Below are 18213 nucleotides of genomic sequence, written 5' to 3'. Positions count from 1 at the left end.
TCCACGGCTCGCCTTGTCATGCAACATGCATAAACTTTGGCCTTATGACTGAAGGCAATTCCATCATCAACGCGCAACTCACCCCGCTGCCCGACAAGGTCGGCGTGGACGGGCTTGAGGACAAGTGGCGCGCCGTCTGGGACGAAGACGGCACCTACAAATTCCGCAACACCCGCGACCGTAAGGCCGTCTACTCCATCGACACCCCGCCGCCCACCGTTTCCGGTTCGCTGCACGTGGGTCACGTGTTCTCCTACACGCACACCGACGTGATTGCGCGCTACAAGCGCATGCGCGGCTATGACGTGTTCTACCCGATGGGCTGGGACGACAACGGCCTGCCCACCGAGCGCCGCGTGCAGAACTACTACGGCGTGCGCGTGGACGTGTCCCTCCCCTACGACCCGGACTTCAAGCCGCCGTTCGAGGGCACCGATGGCAAGAAGATCGACGCCAAGGATCAGGTGCCGATTTCCCGCAAGAACTTCATCGAACTGTGCGAGAAGCTCACCGCCGAGGATGAGAAGCTGTTCGAGGCCCTGTGGCGCAAGCTGGGCCTGTCCATCGACTGGTCGCAGACCTACCACACCATCGGCCAGCACCCGCGGCGCGTGGCTCAGAAGGCCTTCCTGCGCAACCTTGCCCGCGGCGAGGCCTACCAGCAGGACGCCCCCGGCCTGTGGGACGTGACCTTCCAGACCGCAGTGGCTCAGGCCGAGCTTGAGTCCCGCGAATACCCGGGCTTCTACCACAAGGTGGCTTTCCGCTTTGAGGACGGCACCCCAATCTACATCGAGACCACCCGCCCCGAGCTGCTGGCCGCTTGCACCTCGCTGATCGCCAACCCGAATGACGAACGTTACAAGCAGTACTTCGGCCAGGAAGTCTACTCCCCGCTGTTCAAGGTCAAGGTGCCGATTCTGGCTCACCCGGCCGCCGAAATGGACAAGGGTGCCGGCATCGCCATGTGCTGTACGTTCGGTGATGTGACCGACGTTGAGTGGTGGCGCGATCTGAAGCTGCCCACCCGCCCGATCATTCAGCGCAACGGCCGTATCGTGATGGACACCCCGGATTGGATCACCGACCCGGCCGGCCGTGAGGTCTTTGCCGAGACCGCTGGCAAGACCACGTTCTCCGCCCGTAAGGTCATCGTAGACAAACTGCGTGAGTCCGGCGACCTGGACGGTGAGCCGACGCCGACCAAGCGTATGACGAACTTCTACGAGAAGGGCGACAAGCCGCTCGAGATCGTCACCTCCCGCCAGTGGTACCTGAAGAACGGCGGCACCGACGAGAAGCTGAACGCCGAGCTCATCGAGCGCGGCAAGGAACTGAACTTCCACCCCGACTTCATGCGCGTGCGCTACGAGAACTGGGTGCACGGCCTGAACGGCGACTGGCTGATTTCCCGCCAGCGCTTCTTCGGTGTACCGTTCCCGCTGTGGTACCCGGTGAACGCTTCCGGCGAGCCGGATTACGATCGCCCGATCACCCCGAGCGAGGATCGTCTGCCGATCGACCCGACCATCGATGTGCCGGAAGGCTACGACGAGTCTCAGCGTGATGTGCCCGGCGGCTTCACCGCCGAAAAGGACATCATGGACACCTGGGCCACCTCTTCGGTGACCCCGCAGATCGTGACCCACTGGGCTGAGCCGGATGAGGCTTCTCAGGCCCTGTTCAAGTCCACCTTCCCGATGGATCTGCGCCCGCAGGGTCAGGACATCATCCGTACCTGGCTGTTCAGCACCGTGGACCGCGCGCACTTGGAAAACAAGTGCCTGCCGTGGGCTCACGCCACGCTGTCCGGCTGGATTCTGGATCCCGACCATAAGAAGATGTCGAAGTCCAAGGGCAACGTCGTGGTGCCGAACGAGCCGATCGAGAAGTTCGGTGCGGACGCCGTGCGCTACTGGGCTGCCGCCGCGCGCCTGGGCCTCGATGCCACGTATGACATCGGCCAGATGAAGATCGGCCGTCGACTGGCCATCAAGCTGCTGAACGCCACCAAGTTTGCACTGGCGATTGGCCGCGAGGACGAGAACCACCACGTGGGCGAAGCCGCTGAGGCTTCGTGGAACCCGGCCGATGTGACCGAGCCGCTGGATCGCGCCGCCATGGCCAAGCTGGCCTTGGTGGTGCGTCAGGCCACCGAAGCGCTGGAGGCTTACGAGCACTCCAAGGCGCTTGAGGTCATCGAGTCCTACTTCTGGCAGTTCTGCGACGACTACATCGAGCTGGTCAAGAACCGTGCCTATGGAACTCCGGACGAGCAGGGCAATGTGCCGTCCGAGAAGGCCGTGAAGTCCGCCCGCACCGCGCTGGGCTTGGGCTTGGATGCCTTTGCTCGTCTGCTGGCTCCATACCTGCCGTACGCCTCTGAAGAGGTGTGGAGCTGGATGCACGCCGGTTCCGGCTCCGTGCACCGCGCCGCTTGGCCGGTTGTGGATCCGTACGTCGAGGCTGCCACCGGTGCCTCCCCCGAGCTGCTGACCTGGGCCGGCAAGGCTGTGGAGCAGCTGCGCAAGATCAAGTCCGAGGCCAAGGTCTCCATGAAGACCCCGATTCTGTCTGTGGCGCTCTCCGCCGCTGCCGAGGGCGTGGACGCGATTCACGCCGCTTTGGGCGACATCGCACAGGCCGGCCGTGTAATCGGCAAGTTCGACCTGGTGGCCAAGCACACGGCGGTTTCCGCTGCCGAGGATGCACCGGAAACCGAAGTGGCCGTCGAGACCAGCGAGCTCGGCGAACCCCCGGTCAAGAAGCCGAAGAAGTAAGTCGCCGCTCTGGCTCCCCTCTTTGAGCCAGATTAAACCGTCGGAACCACGATGAGATATCGGGTTCCGGCGGTTTTTTGTTGCACGGCAGAAGTATTGATCTGGGCGACCGCCTGGTTCAGGAGCTCACCAGCATCGCTTATCTCTACAGTCTCGTTGACCAGTGTGCTCATATCATGCTTGAGCAATGTACCGCCACTGCCAAAGCCAAACAGCGTTGGGGCAACATCCATGGAATCACCGGCCTGAGAAACGGCGTTTTTGAACTTGCCGCTGCTTTGCTCGGTTGACCCGTCTGCAGAGTTCAGCTTGCCTCCGGCAAAGGTGTCGGCGGTCTGCGAAGAGCCGATTGACGAGTTGACACCATTGGCATAGTGCATGACGTCCGCTGAAGACAGCGACATCGTGTCATCCACCAGCGAGGCATCAGCATGCTGCGATTGCTGTCGCTGTGCGGCCTTGGCCTGTTTGCGTGCAGCACTGGCCTTGCGCTTGGCTTCCGCGGCACGAGTCTTGCCATAGAACGACTGCGATTGCGCGTCCGCCAAGCCGGCCAGTGCATGGGCCTGATCAACCGAGCCAGAACCGCTCGACGCATTCTGCACATTGCCGGAACTGGCGAACTGGTCTGAAAAACGAAGCACAATCTGACGCAATGCCGCAGCCTTACCGGTGTGCTCGGATGCCGTGGCGAGTGTGCTCATGGCAGCATCGACCTTGGACTGCGCCTCAGTCAAATCGTCGCTGCTATTGGTTTCGGCGATTGCCTGCTGCTCGTGAATCCCGGCACCAGACGAGGTGCCGCCGGTCAACGCGCTGAGATTGGCCGTGTATACGTCCGTGTATTTCATCGAATACGGGATCATCGCAGCAGACAATTGGCTCTGCCCCTCGGCATACTGCTTGGATCCCTTGGTGGCCTCTTCGGCGGCTTCGGTGTTCAAATCATCCGCCAAACCAGTGGTTCCCTGCTGTTGGATGCGCCGAATCACTTCGTCCAATGCTTCGACTGCACCCGCATGCTGGTGCGCGGCGCTCACATTGTTCACTGCATCGGCCAGATCAATCACCGCTTGGGCTAATGGCGTATTTTTGGAAAGCTCTCCGGCTGTTCCCATAAGCGCGGACAGCTGGCTGGAATCACCAATGGACCCAGACAAGTGATCGGTATAGGCGCCAACATATGCAGCCATATACGCATCAAAAGCCTGCTTGTGGGTTACTTTACGCTCGGCCACCACGGACTTGTCGAGCGCACGTTCGTTGCTGCGCAGCGCATCCAGCTGATCGATAAGCTGCTGGTGCTCGCCGGAGCCCGCATCCGTCAGGGAACCAACCAAAGTAGCGCTGTTGGCAATCAGCTGGGAAGCATCTGTATCGGCAGCGGTTTGGTCGCCGGCATCGGCCTCGGACTGAGTGGCGGATCCTGCGGCCTGAGGATCGGCTCCAACGGACGGCTCTCCGGAAGACGGCAGCGCGGCGAGCGTCACGGCACCCATTGAGAACTTCTTCGCGTCCATGTAGCAGCTGAATTTCAGCCCGGAAGAAACGTTCCCTGCCGCGGCTACCACAATATCGGAGCCCTGCGTGGCTACCGAAGCCGTATTATCGGCGGAAATATCACCAGTCACTTGAGTGGGCACGGTGAAGGTGACAACCGGAATCGTATGGTTGGCTGCACTGGACTGCGGTTTGACATCGATGTATATGCCGACAAGTCCAGACGCTCCGGAAATCTCGTTGGCCTCAACGTTCGGACCATCCAGCGAATACGTGACGTTGACTTTCCACGGCAATTCGGCAGCCGCGCCCGGAATGCGGGAGATTGCCGCATTGCTGGCATTGTTCACCACATACAGCCGGGTTGCGTCTCCCCTCTCATCGGTGACGGCATAGATGTCGCTTGCTTTGGAAAGCAGAGAGCCATAATCGACTGATGCCGGACGGGAAAGCCACGCACCGCCAACAGTGCCGGTTACGCATAGTACGCAACTGATCAAGGCGGAGGCAAGTCTCATGGCGGCGTTTCCGTTCAATGTGGTCAATGGTTATACGGTTTTGGCTATCGGTATCGATAGTCCCGTATCAATGTAGTCGTCATTGCCCTTGGAAGGACATGGGCAATTCGTGTGCCGCTGACCAGTAATGGATTGCTACGAGAAGCTCAGGCGAATACGTCGAGCACGCCCGGGTCTCCCCCGGCGTCGGCAATACGCTTGTGCCGCTTCTTGGCCTCGGTGACCACGAATTCACGGTACATTTCGGCGATTTCGGGGTCGAGCCCAGCATCGATGGCGATGCGGTGGAGACGCTCGATCTGATAATCCTCACGCTTGGTGTCTTCAGGGGCGAATCCGGCATTGGCTTTGAGCACGCCCACCTGCGAGGTGGCTTTGAAACGCTCGGCCAACAGGGCTATGGCCGCCGAATCGATATTATCGATGGTCTGACGTAGCGCCTTGATACGCGCCACCGCCTGCGCGGTTTCCGGGTGAGCCGCCGCTTGGGCGGAATCAATGGTGGTCTTTTGCCAGTCGCTGCTCGTTTCTCTCATGATATCGAGAATACTCCCGTTCAAGTCCTTGCGCGATACTCGCAATCCCGTATTTGACCATGACGTCGGCTACGGTCAGGCCGTCCTCGACGTGGTCGCGCGCGGCCGCGACCTTCGTCTACCAGTCATAGCGCCTGTTGCCGGTGGCTCCCATGACTGCCTCCTCGCCGTTGGATCCATACAACAGGATCCATTGTTTCGGGGTCTGCCGTGGCATCGCAAGCCGGCGCGCCAACGTCCTGCTGCCCGTCCCGGCCCTGACGGGTTCCAGCGCCTCGCGCCGGAACCCGTCGTCGTAATGTCTCCTCCGATCTTCACCCATACGAAAGAACCACACCTCCGATCATCGAATCTGAATTTCTCCAGTCCAACAACCGTGGTTCAGAAAAGTATCGCGTTTTATCGCTCTAGCGCCAATTCCAATATGCCATAGGTGGGAACTGGAATCGTCGTGATCGTCGCGTCTCCGTTTTCACGGAACGTATCTGTATCTTCTTCAAACTGCATAGTGATGGCTCCTGTGCAGTCGTATGCGTGGCCGGTCAACTTGACCGTCCCGCCGTCACCGCGCAGGCGAATGGTCACGTTGTTTTCCGTGGATGCGTTGAGGATGATCAGCGTTCTCGTATCCGCGTCCACGTCGATGATCATGTCCGGCGCGTACACGCCGCTGACTTGCGTCCCGTTGCCGTCGAACGCGTGCACGAGTGGATAGCCCAGAATGCTTGACACTGGCTGCAGACGGCCATTCAACAGGACGTTTCGGTGTTTGCGCCATAGGGACAGTAGGAAACGGCAGGATTCATACTGACCATTCGACATGGCCGACGGCGGGACCGAGATCTGCGGCACGGCGAAGAATGATGCGAGAATCTGCGCCGCGCACGTCTCCGCTCCCGCGTTCACGTCCCACAGCAGCATATCTCCGTGCACCACGCGGTTACCAGCGGCCAGCCGTTCGTCGATGGTGCGGATTCGATTGGTCAGGGCATCGGCGGGACAGTCGCTGGCCCTGACTATGTTGCTGTACGGTGCGATGACGGGACTGGAATAGGGTTGGCGGAATTCGACGACCGGGACCTGACCGCAGTTTTCGATCAACATGGTCTTGATCCGTTCGAGCATAAGTCTCATCGCCTCGCCGACATCGGTGACGTCGCCGGGTTCGGGATTCTCCAATGGCTGGCCTTGGTAGGCCCCGGCCTGTTCCAGGAAATCGATCTTCAGTCCGGCGATGCCGTAATCCTTGGCCATCCGAGCGCAAACGCCGCCGATGTAGTCGCGGACCGCCTTGCGTCGTGGGTCGAGGACGTGGAATTGCCGTCCCAGCCCGTCGTCATGGATGGGCGCGTATCGTTCCAACGTCTTGAACACGTGCGCCTTCTCGCCCAGCAACAGGGGTGCGATCCATAGGACGACGCCGACCCCCGCGTCCTGGAACCTCCTGACAGTGGCACGCATGTCGGGGAATTTAACGGGATCGGGAACCCAGTCGCCGCAACCGGAATATCCGCGCCCGCTGCCATATTGCTGCCAGCCGTCGTCGATGAATATGGATCCACATCCCAGTCGGCTCATGCCGTCGAGCTCACGTCCCAAGGTCTCGGCGTCGACGTTCTGCAGGTACGCATACCAGGTGGAAAAAACCGGTTCCAGCGCCTTGTCCGCCATGGGTAAAGGTGCGGAACCATCGGCCACCCATTCGACCAAGAGCCGCATCGTCTCATCCAACGGCAGTCCGTCATCCATGAGTAACAGTCGGCTATGTCCGGGAACACGTTGGATCTGCAGCATCACGACGAACAACACGTGTTCCTCGTCGACGCCGTAACGCATCGTAATCTCGTCCTGTGCGAACGAATATGCGAATGACAGCACGTTCCTGTCCGCATCGTCGACCATGCATCCCATGGGGGCCGAATTGACCAACGACACCTGCGTGACGCCGGCCCAGTCAGCAGGCAACGGCTCGCGGCAACGGGATCCGACCATGTGAAACCTCTGGATGGAGCCGAGAGGCTTGCCGATCACAATCGTCGCAGTGGCCCCCGGATTCGCCGCCGTCACATCGAACACGATGCCCTTCGATGCCGGACCATCTTCACACGTCGTCTCGATGGTCAGCCCGTCCGAATGCATGATCCACGTCGCGCCGAGGCTTTGCCCCTCATGCAGCATGTCCTTGAAATGATCCAAAAGCATATGAGCCGTCCTTTCCAGTGCCTTCTTTGGCACCTGAGCATGTCACTCCTTGACAGATCCCGCCGTCATGCCAGACACGAATTCCTTTTGGAGGAACAGGAAGAGGATCAGGACCGGTAGGATCGAGATCGTCGTGCCGGCGAGCAACTGGCCGTAATCCGTGGTGTTCGCACCCTGCAATGTGGCAAGGGCGACGGGAAGCGTGTACTGTTCCGGCGTCCTGGTGATCACCAACGGGTACACGAAGTCATTCCAACGTCCGAGGAACATGAAGATCGCCAATGCGGCGAGCGTGGGCTTCATGGTCGGCAGGACGATTGTGCCGAAGATCCTCATCTCACCAGCGCCGTCGATGCGCGCAGCCTCGACGATCGACGTGGGGAACGTGGACATGGCCTGTCTCATGAGGAACACCCCAAACGGCAACGCCAGATCGGGCAAGATCAGCGCCTGGTAAGTTCCCAGCCAGCCGAACGACAACATCATCTTGAACAACGGGACCAGCGTGACCTGCGATGGCAATGCCATGACACCGATGACCAGTGCGAACAGGATGTTACGGCCGCGGAAGCGGTATTGGGCGAACGCGTACCCGGCCAGGGAACAGATCACGCCGCCGACGATCACGTAGGTGACCGACACGATGAGCGAGTTGACGATGGCGTCGCCGAACTGGGTGTTGGTCATCAGGTTGCGGATGTTGTTGAACAGTTCGGTGCCAGGGATCATGTGGGGTGTCTTCGAGAACACGTCCGTGGATTTTCTGGTGCTCGCCACGAGCAGCCAGTAGAACGGGAACACGAAGACGATGAGTCCGATCCCGAGGATGGCGGTCAGTCCGACGGTGCGCCAGCCGTTCCGCTTCGCATCGATCCTCTGGGACTTGTCTACTTTGAGATTTGGCGTGGCCATGTCACTTCTCCCTTTGGATCCAGAATTGGATGACGCTCAGACCGACGATGATGATGAGCATCACATAGCCGATTGCCGACGCGTATCCGAAATCGAAATACTTGAAACCCTGCATGTACAGGTACATGCCGACAGTCAATGTCGCGTTGTCGGGACCGCCGTTGGTGAGCACGTAGGGTTCGTCGAACAATTGCAATGTGCCGATGGTGCTGAGCACGGTGGTCAACAGGATTGCTGGCCTCAAGCCAGGCAAGGTCACGGAGCGGAACTTCCACCATCCATTCGCGCCATCGACCGATGCGGCCTCGTAGAGTTCAGTGGGAATGGATTGCAATTGGGCCAGGTAGATGATGGCGTTCTGACCAGTGTAATGCCAGGTCATGGCCATGATGATGGAAATCTTCGCCCATGTCGAATCCGTGAGCCACGGGACGGGCTTCAAATGGATCAGCTCAAGCAGATAGTTGACCACTCCGCTGTTGGCGTCGAGCATGTTCTTGAACAGGATTCCGTATGCGACCAAACCCATGACGATGGGCAGGAAGTAACCCATGCGGAAAACGGAACGCAGTTTGAGGAATGCGGAGTTGAACGCGACGGCCAATAGGATCGCCAGAAACAGCATCAGCGGCACCTGGATCACCAGGATGATCGCGGTGTTGCCCAGCGCCTTCCAGAACAATTGGTCCTTGAACAGGCGCGTGTAGTTGTCGAATCCAGCGAACAATTGTTTGCCGGACTGGTTGGTCGTGAAGCTCAGCCAGGCGGAATATAGATATGGACAAATCTTGAACACGCCGTATAGCAGCACCATTGGCAGCAAGAAGATGTACGGCGCGTTTCGTTGTGTCAGGAAGTGTTTTCTTGATGATGTGTTGGCCCGCGTCACCATTGTCGCTCCTTTCCCTTCGTCGGAGTACCGTTAATTGTTAAAGACATGGGGCCGTCGGGGTGGAGAGGTTCCAACGACCCCATGCGAATTCTGATAAGGTCAGGCGATCTTGCGGCCTGTCTCGTTGGCGAGACGTTCCGCAGCCTCGTCCAAGGCCTTCTGCGGGTCGGCGCCCTTGGTGAGCACCTGGACTTGGGCATCAATCATGGCTTTCAGCGCCTTCGCGTAGTCTCCGGTGAAGTTGAGCTCGGGGGTCTCGTCCTCGAGCTGCTTGATGAACACCTCGTTGACGTTCTCATTGTTGAAGAACTCGTCGGGGGTGTTCAGATCCTCCTTGATGAACGGAAGATAGCCGGGGAACAGGCCCTGGGATTCATACATGGCCTTTTGGCCTTCCGTGGTGCCGAGCGCGTACTTGATGAACTCCCAGGCGGTCTTCTTGTTCTTGCTCGCGTTGGCGACGGACAGGTAGGTCGCGCCGGGCACCACGGAACGCAGGCCTCCCTCCTCGACTGCGGGCAGAGCGGTCACCTTCCAACGGTTCTTAGCGTCGGGGAACTTGGTCTTGAGCACGCCGGGCAGGTAGGAGCGGTCGACTAGTGTGGCGACGTTGCCTTGCTGCACCTGCCACGAGGAGTCGTCCGATGTTCCGGGCAGCTCGATGATGATGCCCGCGTCGTTCGCCTCCTTGATCAGTTCCATGGCCTTGACGCCGGCCTCGCCGTTCATGGTGATGTTGCCGTCGGTGTCGAAGTAGAAGGAGTTCTGCAATGCAGTGATAATCTGCCAAGTGTCGCCGCAGTTCGCGTTGCCGGTGCATGCCTTGTTGATGCCGAACATGTAGTTGCCGGTCTTTTCCTTGAGCTTCTTCCCGGATTCGATGAAACCGTCCCATGTGGAGATGTCGTCCTCGGTGATGCCGGCCTCTTCGAACATCTTCACGTCGTAGACCAGCGCTCCGGTGTTCACTTCGAAGGGGAGCCCGTAGATCTTTCCGTCACGTGTGGCGCTCTTCATCACACCGGACGGGAAATCGTCCTTGAGGTCATCCGCGCCATAATCGGACAGGTCGGCAAACGCGTCGGGGAACTTGTCCATGTAGCCGCCGATGTAGTCGATGCCCACGTTCATGATGTCGGGCAGACCCTGGCCGCCAGCAGCGAGCCCTGTGGTGATCTTGTCCCAGATGGCGGGGTTACCGACGTTCTCGACCTTCACCGTCGTACCGGGATTGGCTTCCTCGAATCCCTTCGCGGCGGCTTCGAACGCTTTGCCCGGCTGCTCCCACGTCCAGATGGTGATGGTGCCACCGACCTTTGTCGCTTCCTCCGCGTTCTCGCTCGACGACCCGCAGGCCGCCATAGACAATGCCAATGCCAAAGATGTCGTTGCGGCCATTGCCTTACCGATGGTTTTGCGCATGTTGAATCCTTACATTAATCCGCATTTCAACCTTGAATTTGCGGGCTTCCGTTCCTTCTGATTACGTCCTTCTGATCACTTCTCGAATGACGTACTAAGATTATATGCAAGATGACATCCGATGATGCTGCTCAAGGCCTATCTAGTAAACAAACTGCAATATATAGCCGACAAATTGAGGAACCGAACATTTTCGGACATACAAAAAGATATCCAAAGGATTCTCAAAATCTTACAAACTGCAATACAGCGCCGGAATGGTTATTCCGTGACGAGACGGTCCGGATTGCTGAAGCGCCGACGGTATTCGCTCGGGCTGAGCGTCAGTTCGCGCGCGAACGCCCTTGAGAACGAGAACTGATTGCGATATCCGCACAGCTCGGCGATCCGCGCGATCGGCATTCTGGTTTTGATCAACAATTCCGACGCCTTCTGAACCTTCGAATTGATGACGAACTGTTGCGGAGTCGTATGCAGATACTTAATAAACAACTGGTGCAGGTACCCGCGGCTAATGCACAATGCGTCCGCGATCATCTGTACGCTCAGAGTCTCGTCCGCGTGTTCCTGCACATAGGCGACTGCACGCTTGATCAAATCATTCTCGGACGATGAATCCCTGGCTTCCTGCGCGATGCTCGAAACGTTGGGGTTACGCATCAGCGTCGCAAAGATCAAATGCATGAACCCGCGGATCGCTATATCGTTGGCGGGCGTCGGATTATAGCAATGCAATAGTCCGCCAATGAAATCCCAGATAGGCTTCACATCCGGCAAGGCGATCACGGGACACACATTGGACATGCCGCATTCCCGGACTATCTCCACCGTATCATCGCCGGTGAAGTTCATCCACGCGTATATGCATGGATTGGTGGGATCGGAATAATAGAACGTATTGGTTCCCTCGGGCACGTAGAAACATTGCCCAGCATTGACGATGTAATGCTGCCCACCAAGATAGAAATGCACCTTGCCTTTGAGCACGAAATGCAGCATGTGATAGGAGCATGTCCTCGGGCCGCTCGAATCCGACGGCTTGCACTCCTGCCGTCCAGCGGCCATGAACACCAGATCCATGCTCTCGATGCGACGCTGCAACGTCAACTTCGGCACAGTCTGCGAATTATCCATCATACGATTCAACGATACTCACTGATGCCTAAATCGAATGGGTGCAAACGTATTCGGGGTGGATGTTCCCTTGGACTTATTGGGCCAGGGCGAGTGTCATCGTGAAGGATTCCAGGGTGTAGCGTGATCGGGCGGTGGACTTGTATATCACGTACGAGTTCAGTGCCGCAAAACCATTGGCCGGTGCTTATGTGGGGCGGTGGTTACTCGGCTATTCACGATTATGCACCGGTCCAATGGATGTGATTGGGTCGGCGTGTCGATTTGACGTTGATAATGGTTATGCCGGTTTCTGATCGGCGATAATGGTGGATGACGGCTTGGGCGGTGACCCCACATTTGACTGACGCCATCGGTTCCGGCGGCTGTCCTTATTTTGAGGCTCTTGTGTTGTTTTCGTGGGTGGTGGTTCGTCGGTGAGCCGTTGAATCCCAATGTGTGAGGGGCGCTTCCTGTAGGTTTGTTTTTCGACCAGGAAATACAACCGAGGAAAGCGCCTTGGTTGAAGGGCTTATTCAAACGATTGCTGAACGTCAAGGGCATGGTCGTCGAGGACGTGCCGGTGGACGATTCCCCGCTGCGCCCGGCTCCCGTCCTGGTGGTCCGGGTGCGGCGCAGGAAGGGCGCGTTGCGTTGCTCGCGTTGCGGGCGCAAGTGCCCCAAATACGACGACGGGGGCGGCGAACGGCGATGGCGCCACCAGGACTTCGGCCGCTATGGGGTCGAGCTCATGGGCTTGGCGCCGCGCGTGGCGTGCGCGGAGCATGGCGTGGCGGTCGCCCAAGTGCCGTGGGCGGAGCCGGGCAGCCGGTTCACCAGGGATTTCGAGATGGAGCGCGCGTGGCTGACGGCGGTCGCCAGCCGGAAGACCGTGGGCGGATTCCTACGCATCGCGTGGAGGACCGCCGGTGACATCGCGCGCAGGGTCGCCACCCGCTTGGGATCCTCGATGCCGTGCATGTTCGACGGTCTCACCGCGATAGGCGTGGACGAGACCAGCTACAGGAAGGGGCGCACGTACATCACCGTGGTCGTCGACCACAAGCGCAAACGGGTCGTCTGGGCGCACGACGGATACGGCAAGGAGGTCCTCGACCTGTTCTTCCGGCAGCTGACCGACGAGCAGCGCGCCTCCATCAAGGCGGTCACCGGCGACGGCGCCAAATGGATCGACGCCAGCGTGAAGGAGCACCTGCCGAACGCCGAGCGCGTGCTCGACTCGTTCCACATCGTCTCCTGGATGACCGACACGCTCGACCAGGTCAGGAAACGGTTGTGGAACCAAGCCAGACGCGGCAACAACAAGACAGCCGCGGAGACGATGAAAGGCCTGAAATACGCCGTGCCCCAAGAACCCCGGCGACCTGACCGAACGGCAATCCGGAGCTTGGAGACGCTCGGGGACACGGATCCCAAGGGCCAGCTCTACCGGTCATGGCAGTTGAAGGAACTTCTCAGGACGCTCCCGCGCCAACCCGTCGGACAAGCCGAAGCCGAATTGAAACGATGGATCTTCCGGGCTTCCCACAGCCGCATCCCCGAGATCGTCGAACTGTGCAGGAAGATCCGCAGACGCAGGGACGACATCCTCGGAACCATCGGACCCGGCTACTCCAACGCGCGTCTGGAAGCGTTCAACAACAAGATCAAGGTCACCATCCGCATGGCCTACGGCTTCCGACACGTCGACAACCTCATCGCCATGATCAAACTCCGATGCAGCGGCCTACCCACCCACCTACCAACACCCACCCTCTAACCCACGAAAACAACAGAAGGCTCAAATGAAAATAGTCGGCACAGTGTTGCCAGACGCCGCAGCAGCTTTGCCGATTCCGGTTTCCTGATCGAGACCGCGCGAAACGATAATACGCAGTAATGGTGCCGGTTCAGGATCATCATAGGCAGACATCACCTTCTCAATACCGCGCGTAATGGCTGCAATATTGGGAGTAGGCAAATCCATCAGCCGGGCGGAATCCGACAATCGGCGCAGGTGGTTTTCCAACGAAATCGGGAAGCCCTTGAACACGGTGGTGGCCTCGAAAATACCATCGCCGCGCAGTACGCTTAAATCAAAGGCACTGATATTAACAGCAGCAGGATTCACCGGCTAAATGAGATCATCATCGGGCACATTGCTGGCATCACGATCACCAAACATGACTGCGCCGTTGCCCATTCCCAGAACGATAGAGCTCATGATGTTCCTCCCCGTGTCATATAACTTCGTTATGCGAAGAAGCACTGCGGCAATATTACAGCTGCAATGTGATGGATGACGCATGCGCTATGCAAAAGGGCTGTCTCCGCATTAATGGAGACAGCCCTTTACGTCAGATTCTAGCAGCCTAATCAGTTGCCGTTGACCGCGTTGCCGGTGTTGGCCTGCTGCACGATAGCGGCTAGGAAGTCGCGGTTCGTGGCGGTCTTCTTGAGACGCGGCACCAGGGTCTGGTAGGCCTGCTCAGGCTCCATGCCACCCAGCAGTCGGCGCAGACGATAGATAATCGGCAGCTCCTGCGGGTCGGTGATGAGTTCTTCGCGGCGGGTGCCGGAGGCGTTGATGTCGATGGCCGGGAACAAGCGCTTGTCCGCCAGCTCTCGGGAGAGGCGAAGCTCCATGTTGCCGGTACCCTTGAACTCCTCGAAAATCACCTCGTCCATCTTGGAGCCGGTTTCCACCAGCGCCGAGGAGATGATGGTCAGGGAGCCGCCGTTTTCGATGTTGCGGGCCGCACCAAAGAACTTCTTCGGCGGGTAGAGCGCCTGGGCATCCACACCACCGGACAGGATACGACCGGAAGCCGGAGCCGCGATGTTGTAGGCACGGGCCAGACGGGTCATGGAATCGAGCAGCACTACGACATCCTGGCCGAGCTCCACAAGACGCTTGGCGCGCTCGATGGCCAGCTCAGCAACGGTGGTGTGGTCGGAAGCAGGACGATCGAAAGTGGAGGAGATGACCTCACCCTGAACCGTGCGCTCCATATCGGTGACCTCTTCAGGTCGCTCGTCCACGAGCACCACCATCAGGTGAACCTCGGGGTTGTTGGCGGCAATGGCATTGGCGATGTTCTGCAGGGTGATGGTTTTACCGGCCTTAGGCGGGGAGACGATCAGACCACGCTGGCCCTTGCCGATCGGGGAAACGATATCCATGATGCGGCCAGTGAGCTTGTTCGGCGCGGTCTCCTGCTTGAGGCGCTCCTGCGGGTAGAGCGGGGTGAGTTTGGAGAACTGCGGACGGTTCAGTGCGTCCTCGACGCTCTGGCCGTTAATCGAGTCAATGGACTGCAGCGGCACGAACTTCTGACGCTGGTTGCGGCGATCGTTCTCGCGCGGGGCTCGAATGGAACCGTGCACGGCATCGCCCTTGCGCAGGCCATACTTCTTGACCTGGCCCATGGAGACGTACACGTCGTTCGGGCCAGGCAGATAGCCGGACGTACGCACGAACGCATAGGAATCGAGCACATCGACGATACCGGCCACCGGTACCAGGTCTTCCTGCGGCTCCTCGCGGCGGTCATTGCGGTTCTCGCGATCATCGAAACGACGATCGTCCTCGCCGGCGTTTTCGCCACGGTCACGACCACGCATACGGCGGTTGCGGCGGTCATTGCGATCATTGCGGTTGTCGCGATCTCGGTCACGGTTACGGCTGCGACGGCTGAACTCGCGGTCTTCGCTCTGTTCACCATCGTCGGAAGGTTCGTCGTGCTTCTGCGTGGGCAGCGTGGCCAGAATGTCATCCAAATCGCGCACGGTCTCGTCGCTGCTGTCCGCAGGACGGCGACGGCGACGCGGCTGATCCTCATCATGCACACGGCGAATGAGCGGAGCTTCGGTGTCATCACGACGGTTGCGGCGGCGCTCGGGAGCGGTTGTCTCGCCCAAATCGAGGGAGGCGAGCAGATCGCCGGCCTCATCGGCCTGCTTGCGCGGCTTGCGGCCGGTTCGTTCATCATCGCGGCGATGACGGGCATCGCGCGGTTCTTCAGTGGCCTCATCGGCTGCCTTACGGCGCACACGACGGGGCTCCGCGGCCTTGGGCTCTTCGGCAAGTGCGGATAGATCAAGCTGCGGTTCCGCCAGAGCAACGGTCTCTTCGACGACCGGCTCAGCCTTGGCTGCCTTGGTGACGGCCTTGTCGGCCTTGGGAGTGCGCACAGTGACGCCAGCCGGCGGCTCACCGCCACTGCGGGCGGCCTGCAAGGTGGCGAGCAGTTCGGGCTTGCGCATGGTAGACGTGCCTCGCAGACCCATTTGCTTGGCGAGCTCCTTGAGCTCAGGCAGCTTCATATCCTCAAGATTCTGGCTATTTGCCACTGGTTGCCCTTTCCATACCGAACAGGCCCATGCCTGTTACGGCGTTAAGAGTGATTCTGCGGCTGTACCGCTCATGAATGTTCGCTACGTCTCTGATGTTCTCGCGAACGTTGTTCACTCTACAACGTGAGCACGACCAATGCAAAACGGCCCGCCGAGTATCGGCAGGCCGTATGTAATTGCTGGGGTTGGCTCCCCTCAATCTCACTTCGCGAGCCAGCTCCCCTCAGAGGAGCCGAGAATGCAAAATCTGCGAGGGAAGAAAAATAATCAGCGCGTGCGGAGGCCGCCGTCTGACCCCGAAGGCGCACTGAGGTGCGTCGAGGGTGAAGAAAGGCGGCATACGCTCCGCTGATTACTTTTCTTCGTGGTAGGACTTGTCGGTGTTGACCGACCACACATTCTTCTTGGACGTCTTGCCGGTCTTGATGTTGCCGACGGCCTCAATGGCGGTGGCCATGGAGTGGTCCATGTTGTTGTAACGGTGCTGACCGTTACGCCCCACGCAGTACAGGTTGCCGAAGCCATCGAGGTATTCGATGAGCTCGTCCATGTGCTCGTAGGTATCGAAGTATGCAGGGTAGGCCTTCTTCACGCGTTCACGGTGGGAGTCGAGGACCTCATCCGGGCCATTGATCACGCGCATGCGGGTGAGCTCGGAAATGGCGAACTTGGTGGCGTCTTCCTCACTCATGTTCCAGAAGGAATCACCCTCTTCGCAGAAGTACTCCAGACCAACCCACACGGTGTCGTTCACGTCCTTGACCAGGTACGGGCTCCAGTTGTTGAAGATCTGGAGACGGCCGACCTTGTAGCCCGGATCCTGAACATAAATCCAGCAGTCCGGCACAATCGGCGGGTTGCCGAGGGTGGGAATGTTCGTGGTGTTCTTGAGCTTCAGATGCTTGACCAGAAGACCCACGGTCACGAAGTCGCGGTACGGCAGGCCGTTGGCCACCTTGGTCATGTCGGCAGGAGCGCCCTTGGATTCGGGGCTTTCCGGATCGGAACCGGCTGCATCGATGGCGTTGACCAAGTCCTTGACCGGCATCGACGAGATGAACTGATCGGCGGCAAGCTCGGTGCGGTTACCTTCGGAGTCCTCATACACCACCGAGGAGATGGAGCCGTTGTTCTGACGCAGTTCGACCACCGTGGCGTCGGTCAGCACCTTGACGCCGGCGTTCTCACAGTTGGATTCCACAGTCTCCCACAGCTGGCCGGGGCCATACTTCGGGTACCAGAATTCCTCGATAAGCGAGGTCTCGACCTCGGCGTTGGAGCGCTGCTTGGGCAGTAGCTTCTGGAAGGCGTTCTTGAGCACACCCATGATGCTCAGACCCTTGACGCGCTGGGCACCCCAGTCAGCGGAAATCTGGGAGGGGTGACGTCCCCACAGCTTCTCCGTGTAGCCCTCGAAGAACATCGAGTACAGCTTGCGGCCAAAGCGGTTGATGTAGAAGTTCTCCAGATTGTCTTCCGGCAGCTTGTGGAACATGGATTTCAGGTAGCTGAAGCCGGCCACCATGGTGAGCTTGAAGCCCATAGCCTTCAGCGTGTTGGGGCTCAGGGAAATCGGGTAGTCGAAGAAGTGACGGTTCCAGAAAATACGGGACACACGGTGACGCTTTAGCATCACCTTGTCTTCCACCTCGGGATCGGGGCCGCCCGACTCCATATCGTGCTCACGGCCGAGCTTCTTGTCATCATAGGAAGGCGCGCCCTGCAGTGGCAGAACTGTCTTCCACCAATCCATGATGCGCTCGTCCTTTGAGAAGAAGCGGTGACCGCCGATATCCATGCGGTTGCCGTTGTGCTTCACGGTACGCGAGATACCGCCGAATGCACGGGTTCCCTCAAGCACAGTCACATCGTATTTATCAGCGCCGCCGTCCTTAATCAATTCCCATGCGGCGGTCAAACCGGCAGGACCACCACCGATAATCACCACAGATTGCTTTTCGCTCACTTGCATCTCCTTATAA

12 protein-coding genes are annotated in these 18213 nt (G+C 59.1%); 2 read left to right on the top strand and 10 right to left on the bottom strand.

The window, feature by feature from the left end; genetic code table 11:
* Positions 1 to 44 precede the first annotated feature (44 nt).
* Positions 45 to 2780, top strand: a complete 2736-nt coding sequence (gene valS / locus BBBR_RS01290; protein ID WP_003828166.1) for a valine--tRNA ligase — start codon at positions 45 to 47, stop codon at positions 2778 to 2780.
* A gap of 32 nt (positions 2781 to 2812) precedes the next feature.
* Here the strand turns inward: valS and BBBR_RS01285 are convergent, their stop codons facing one another.
* The 7 genes from BBBR_RS01285 to BBBR_RS01250 form a co-directional block, all read right to left on the bottom strand.
* Entirely contained in the window at positions 2813 to 4798 is a 1986-nt protein-coding gene (locus tag BBBR_RS01285; protein ID WP_003828165.1) for a hypothetical protein, read from the bottom strand.
* 146 nt (positions 4799 to 4944) lie between these two features.
* Entirely contained in the window at positions 4945 to 5334 is a 390-nt protein-coding gene (locus tag BBBR_RS01280; RefSeq protein WP_014483408.1) for a chorismate mutase, read from the bottom strand.
* Between the two features lie 399 nt (positions 5335 to 5733).
* Positions 5734 to 7536: a glycoside hydrolase family 36 protein gene (locus BBBR_RS01270; RefSeq protein WP_003828162.1), complete on the bottom strand. Its 1803-nt coding sequence runs from the start codon at positions 7534 to 7536 to the stop codon at positions 5734 to 5736.
* A gap of 42 nt (positions 7537 to 7578) precedes the next feature.
* Positions 7579 to 8448 (bottom strand): carbohydrate ABC transporter permease, encoded by an 870-nt coding sequence (locus BBBR_RS01265; protein WP_003828161.1) that lies wholly within the window; start codon positions 8446 to 8448, stop codon positions 7579 to 7581.
* A gap of 1 nt (position 8449) precedes the next feature.
* Positions 8450 to 9340 carry a carbohydrate ABC transporter permease gene (locus BBBR_RS01260; protein WP_014483406.1) on the bottom strand — a complete coding sequence of 297 codons (891 nt, stop codon included), beginning with the start codon at positions 9338 to 9340 and terminating at the stop codon, positions 8450 to 8452.
* Between the two features lie 99 nt (positions 9341 to 9439).
* A complete protein-coding gene (locus BBBR_RS01255) occupies positions 9440 to 10762 on the bottom strand; it encodes an ABC transporter substrate-binding protein (protein WP_003828159.1) in 1323 nt (440 codons plus the stop codon).
* Positions 10763 to 11023: 261 nt separating this feature from the next.
* Positions 11024 to 11842: an AraC family transcriptional regulator gene (locus BBBR_RS01250; RefSeq protein WP_223261651.1), complete on the bottom strand. Its 819-nt coding sequence runs from the start codon at positions 11840 to 11842 to the stop codon at positions 11024 to 11026.
* A 556-nt stretch (positions 11843 to 12398) separates the two neighbouring features.
* On the opposite strand from BBBR_RS01250, the gene BBBR_RS01245 reads away from it, so the two are divergent.
* Positions 12399 to 13655: an ISL3 family transposase gene (locus BBBR_RS01245; RefSeq protein WP_226799783.1), complete on the top strand. Its 1257-nt coding sequence runs from the start codon at positions 12399 to 12401 to the stop codon at positions 13653 to 13655.
* Positions 13656 to 13676: 21 nt separating this feature from the next.
* Here BBBR_RS01245 and BBBR_RS01240 read toward each other — a convergent pair whose 3' ends face one another.
* The 3 genes from BBBR_RS01240 to BBBR_RS01230 all read right to left on the bottom strand — a co-directional run bounded on the left by BBBR_RS01240 (position 13677) and on the right by BBBR_RS01230 (position 18197).
* Entirely contained in the window at positions 13677 to 14006 is a 330-nt protein-coding gene (locus tag BBBR_RS01240) for an aminotransferase class IV (RefSeq protein WP_003828155.1), read from the bottom strand.
* 245 nt (positions 14007 to 14251) lie between these two features.
* Complete coding sequence (gene rho, locus BBBR_RS01235; protein ID WP_014483404.1) at positions 14252 to 16228, bottom strand: transcription termination factor Rho; 1977 nt, start codon at positions 16226 to 16228, stop codon at positions 14252 to 14254.
* A 355-nt stretch (positions 16229 to 16583) separates the two neighbouring features.
* Complete coding sequence (locus BBBR_RS01230) at positions 16584 to 18197, bottom strand: NAD(P)/FAD-dependent oxidoreductase (protein WP_014483403.1); 1614 nt, start codon at positions 18195 to 18197, stop codon at positions 16584 to 16586.
* Positions 18198 to 18213: the final 16 nt, after the last annotated feature.

The sequence above is a fragment of the Bifidobacterium breve DSM 20213 = JCM 1192 genome (assembly GCF_001025175.1).
Classification (GTDB): domain Bacteria; phylum Actinomycetota; class Actinomycetes; order Actinomycetales; family Bifidobacteriaceae; genus Bifidobacterium; species Bifidobacterium breve.
The sequence above is the reverse complement of the archived record's forward strand: the minus strand, read 5'-3'. Positions and strand labels throughout refer to the sequence as shown.

What these genes read in the sequence shown, in the direction of transcription:
- valS (WP_003828166.1), top strand. Translation starts at nt 45, where the DNA reads ATGACTGAAGGCAATTCCATCATCAACGCGCAACTCACCCCGCTGCCC.
- BBBR_RS01285 (WP_003828165.1), bottom strand. Translation starts at nt 4,798, where the DNA reads ATGAGACTTGCCTCCGCCTTGATCAGTTGCGTACTATGCGTAACCGGC.
- BBBR_RS01280 (WP_014483408.1), bottom strand. Translation starts at nt 5,334, where the DNA reads ATGAGAGAAACGAGCAGCGACTGGCAAAAGACCACCATTGATTCCGCC.
- BBBR_RS01270 (WP_003828162.1), bottom strand. Translation starts at nt 7,536, where the DNA reads ATGCTTTTGGATCATTTCAAGGACATGCTGCATGAGGGGCAAAGCCTC.
- BBBR_RS01265 (WP_003828161.1), bottom strand. Translation starts at nt 8,448, where the DNA reads ATGGCCACGCCAAATCTCAAAGTAGACAAGTCCCAGAGGATCGATGCG.
- BBBR_RS01260 (WP_014483406.1), bottom strand. Translation starts at nt 9,340, where the DNA reads ATGGTGACGCGGGCCAACACATCATCAAGAAAACACTTCCTGACACAA.
- BBBR_RS01255 (WP_003828159.1), bottom strand. Translation starts at nt 10,762, where the DNA reads ATGCGCAAAACCATCGGTAAGGCAATGGCCGCAACGACATCTTTGGCA.
- BBBR_RS01250 (WP_223261651.1), bottom strand. Translation starts at nt 11,842, where the DNA reads ATGGATCTGGTGTTCATGGCCGCTGGACGGCAGGAGTGCAAGCCGTCG.